This is a genomic window from Corynebacterium sp. (assembly GCF_030152825.1).
In the GTDB taxonomy this organism is placed as follows: domain Bacteria; phylum Actinomycetota; class Actinomycetes; order Mycobacteriales; family Mycobacteriaceae; genus Corynebacterium.
Genome location: NZ_JASLIP010000038.1, coordinates 1 through 2774, shown reverse-complemented (window position 1 = coordinate 2774; position 2774 = coordinate 1). Strand labels below are relative to the sequence as shown.

General features: G+C 66.4%; 4 protein-coding genes. 2 read left to right on the top strand and 2 right to left on the bottom strand.

Annotated elements, in window-relative coordinates:
- Positions 1–17 precede the first annotated feature (17 nt).
- Together Q1V78_RS04675 and Q1V78_RS04670 are read left to right on the top strand one after the other, a co-directional pair.
- Positions 18–461 carry a hypothetical protein gene (locus tag Q1V78_RS04675; RefSeq protein WP_300612167.1) on the top strand — a complete coding sequence of 148 codons (444 nt, stop codon included), beginning with the start codon at positions 18–20 and terminating at the stop codon, positions 459–461.
- A 55-nt stretch (positions 462–516) separates the two neighbouring features.
- Positions 517–897 carry a DUF3817 domain-containing protein gene (locus Q1V78_RS04670; RefSeq protein WP_300612165.1) on the top strand — a complete coding sequence of 127 codons (381 nt, stop codon included), beginning with the start codon at positions 517–519 and terminating at the stop codon, positions 895–897.
- 63 nt (positions 898–960) lie between these two features.
- On the opposite strand, the gene Q1V78_RS04665 is transcribed toward Q1V78_RS04670, so the two are convergent.
- Both Q1V78_RS04665 and Q1V78_RS04660 read right to left on the bottom strand, forming a co-directional pair.
- Positions 961–2316 carry an amidohydrolase gene (locus Q1V78_RS04665; RefSeq protein ID WP_300612162.1) on the bottom strand — a complete coding sequence of 452 codons (1356 nt, stop codon included), beginning with the start codon at positions 2314–2316 and terminating at the stop codon, positions 961–963.
- Positions 2317–2399: 83 nt separating this feature from the next.
- The coding region (locus Q1V78_RS04660; protein WP_300612160.1) for a non-canonical purine NTP pyrophosphatase at positions 2400–2774 on the bottom strand (375 nt) is incomplete at its 5' end.

Here is a 2774-nt window from a genome sequence, read left to right as displayed (position 1 = left end):
GGGTAGACTCGGGAGCTGTGAAGGAATCGCGCGAACACCAGGCCCCGAAAGAGCCCTTTCCCCTGCGCGTACGCATTGTGCAGATCTTCTTTCTCGCACTCGGCGTGATCGCCACGCTGCTGCTCGCGTGGTGGCAATACGAACGCTGGCAATCCACCAGCGGCTCCTTCCAGAACCTGGGCTATGCGCTCCAGTGGCCAATCTTCGGCGTCTTCCTCGTCGTCACCTACCGCAAGTACATCGAATACGAGCGAGAGCGCCTGCTCGGCGACGACGAGGCCGCCGTCGAAAAATACGCGGAAGACCAGCTCACCGAGGTCCCGGAGGACTTCCTAGCACCCACCGCGACGCAAAAATCCGAGGCCGCGGAGGTCTTCGAAGATCACCGCAGGCGGGATGCCCGCTCGGCACCGCTACCGGCCCAGGAAGAACGAAGGAAGCGCCAGGCCAACGAGGGTTAACACCCGCACGCCCGATTCCCGATAATCCACCCAAACCGTAGAGGGAGAACTAGAGATGACGCAGCCAGCCTCGCCCCAGCCAGCGGGCGCCCAAATCCACCCGGCACGCCAGCAGCGGGTCGCAAAGGCCCTGAAGTGGTACTCGGTCATGGCGATTGCCACCGGTATCTGGCTGCTCGTTTTGGTCGTTGAGATGATCTTCAAGTACCTGATCCTGGGCAGCGATAACACCCCGGCCTGGTTCTCCTATATCGGCCCGGCCCACGGCATCTTCTTCATGCTCTACTGCATCACCTGCCTGGATCTGGGCACCAAGGCACGCTGGGAGCCCAGCAAGTGGCTGACCACCATCCTCGCCGGTGTGGTTCCGCTGCTGAGCTTCTTCGTTGAGCACAAGCGTCGCGTCGAGGTAAAGGAAGCTTTCGCGCTGAACTAACCGGTGGCGGGGTGGTGCCGTCGGACCGCCCCGGCACCACCCCGCTCCCCCCTCCGGGCCTTATTAATCGCCCGGCGCAGTCTCGATCTGCGCCGCGGCGATTTCTTTTTCCGTCGGCTGCTGCCGCAGTTCCTCCGGGCTGGAGGTATCCGGCCAGCTGCGCTGCAGGCAGGCCAGAATCGCGACCGCTGCGGCCTCCGTGGCCACCGGCAGCGTGCCCAGGTCAGGAAGGAAGCCCGGGTTGTGGTTCGTCGGAATGTCGATATCCAACCGGCCTGCCTGCTCGGCGCGCTGCCACTGACGACGCGGCGTAATGCCCACGGTCCACAGCAGATAAGGCACCCCGAAGTGCTTCGGGATCACGGAGAAGTCCTCGGAGGCCGTCCACGGCTCCATGTCCAGGCTGTTCTCGCTGAAGCGCTCGTCGAAGGCCGGGCGCACCGTCTCGAAGGCTTCGGCTGCGTTGTCGGTCGCGCCCAGCATGCCGACGAACTTGAAGCTCGGTTCGCGGTCGGCACCCGCTGCCTGGGCCTCGGCGCGCACGATCCGCTTGATCGCGGCAACCACCCGCTTGCGCAGGTCCTCGTCGTAGAAACGGCAGCTCAGGGAGATCTTCGCCGAATCCGGAATCACATTATTGGCCTTACCCGCCTCCACGGACGCAACCGTGACCACGGCGAACTGGCCCGGCGGGACCTCCCGGGACACGATCGTCTGCAGGCGCATCACGGTGGATGCGGCCAGCACCACCGGGTCGACCGAACGGTGCGGCATCGAGGCGTGCGCGCCGCGCCCGTACAGGGTGATCTCGATGGTCGTCGAAGAGGTCATCACCGGGCCCGGCGCGGTGTAGATCTCACCCGCAGGCCCCGCGACGACGTGCTGAGCCAGGCACACATCCGGGCGCGGAATGATCTGGTCCAGCCCATCGGAGACCATGCGGTGCGCGCCCACCGCGGCCTCCTCCGCAGGCTGGAAGAGCGCGATGACGGTGCCGGACCAGTCGTCCCGCGTCGCATCCAGGATTGCCATCGCGCCCAGCAGCGAGCTGGTGTGGTGGTCGTGGCCACAGGCGTGCATCGTCGGCACCCGCTGACCCTCCGCGTTGAGCTGGGAATGCTTCGAGGCGTAGTCCACCTCGGTGGCTTCGGCGACGGGCAGGCCGTCGAAGTCCGCGCGCATCAGCACCGTCGGCCCGTCCCCGTTGCGCAGCACTGCGGTGATGCCGTAGCCGCCGATGCCGGTCGTGACCGCCCAGTCGGGGAAGCGCTGCAGCTCCTCCTCGATACGCTGGGCCGTCTGCTCCTCCGCCCCCGAGAGCTCTGGGTGGGCGTGGAGGTGTTTATACAGGTCTTCCTGCCAACTCAGATCTGCCGCGGCGTTGGCGACGATCGTGCTCGGGGTGGGTGGAGTGGTCACGGTGCACTTCCTTTCTTGCGTTCGACCTTATTGCGCGCTGGGTGCCCCGGTGGCGTTTTCGGCCACGCGGGACCTAGCTGGGTCTACTGCGCGGACTGAGCCAGCGCACGCAGCGCCGGGACCAGCTGCTGCAGCGCCTTGCCACGGTGGGAGAGCTCGTCCTTACGCTCCGGGGTGAGCTCAGCCGAGGACTGCCCCGGCGCTTCCGCGGGTTCGAAGAGCGGGTCATAGCCGAAGCCGTTGGTGCCCTGCTCAGCCCGCAGAATTCGACCCTCCCACTCGCCGGTGACTGCCACCTCGGGCGCCAGGCCGGCGGCGTCCGCAATCTCGGCGGGAAGAGCGAGCACGCAAGAAGAGACGAAGCGGGCGGCACGTCGGTCATTGGGGACGTCGGAGAGCTGGGCTAACAGCAGCCGGTTGTTCTCGGCGTCCTCCCCGTGGGCCCCGCACCAGCGGGC